This window comes from Halorubrum sp. F4 (assembly GCF_027257195.1).
Classification (GTDB): domain Archaea; phylum Halobacteriota; class Halobacteria; order Halobacteriales; family Haloferacaceae; genus Halorubrum.
Genome location: NZ_JAPDFS010000063.1, coordinates 1 through 1,241 on the forward strand (window position 1 = coordinate 1; position 1,241 = coordinate 1,241).

Sequence of the window (1,241 nt, forward strand, 5' to 3'; positions counted from 1 at the left end):
CCTGATCAGCAGAGACTGATTTTTGCTGGAAAGCAGCTAGAAGATGGCCGTACCCTTGCTGACTACAACATTCAGAAGGAATCTACCCTTCACTTGGTGCTTCGCCTTCGTGGTGGTATGCAAATCTTTGTTAAGACTCTTACTGGCAAGACCATTACCTTAGAAGTTGAGAGTTCGGATACTATTGACAATGTTAAAGCTAAGATTCAAGACAAGGAAGGCATCCCGCCTGACCAGCAGAGGCTTATCTTTGCTGGTAAGCAGCTTGAAGATGGAAGGACCCTCGCCGACTACAATATTCAGAAGGAGTCCACTCTTCACTTGGTCCTTCGCCTTCGTGGAGGTATGCAGATCTTTGTGAAGACTTTGACTGGGAAGACCATCACTTTGGAGGTGGAAAGTTCAGACACCATAGATAATGTGAAGGCCAAGATCCAAGATAAGGAGGGCATTCCTCCCGACCAGCAGAGGTTGATTTTTGCTGGCAAGCAGCTTGAAGATGGTAGGACCCTTGCAGATTATAACATTGAGAAGGAGTCCACCCTTCACTTGGTTCTCCGCCTTCGTGGTGGCATGCAAATTTTTGTGAAGACTCTCACTGGAAAAACAATCACTCTGGAGGTAGAGAGTTCGGACACTATTGATAATGTGAAGGCCAAGATCCAAGATAAGGAGGGCATTCCACCAGACCAGCAGAGGTTGATTTTTGCAGGCAAGCAGCTTGAAGATGGGAGGACCCTTGCAGATTACAACATTCAGAAGGAATCCACACTGCATTTGGTGTTGAGACTGCGTGGAGGAATGCAGATTTTCGTGAAGACATTGACGGGAAAAACCATTACCCTGGAGGTTGAGAGTTCAGACACCATTGATAATGTGAAGGCTAAAATCCAGGACAAGGAAGGGATTCCTCCAGATCAGCAGAGGTTGATTTTTGCCGGGAAGCAGCTGGAGGATGGGCGTACTTTGGCTGACTACAATATCCAGAAGGAGTCTACTTTACATCTTGTCCTTCGCCTGCGTGGTGGTTTTTAATGGCACTCTGGTCCACTGCCAGTGTCTGTGTTCTTTGGGTTTGCTTTCTTTTTTCTGTTTCGTTTGTGGCCTTAATGACTTAGATTAAGCTGCAAAATGTTGTTTTATGGTATGCTTATAATAAGCTTTTGTTATCTGTTGTCGTACTCTGAAATGGCCTCTAATAAGGCTATGGTTTTCTGATTCATGAATAAATTGTCTTGTGT

Annotated in this window: 1 protein-coding gene; it reads left to right on the forward strand. The window is 45.1% G+C overall.

Annotated elements, in window-relative coordinates; genetic code table 11:
• A partial coding sequence (locus OKW78_RS16730; protein WP_281196178.1) for a polyubiquitin occupies nt 1-1,035 on the forward strand: 1,035 nt, incomplete at its 5' end.
• Nucleotides 1,036-1,241 lie beyond the last annotated feature (206 nt).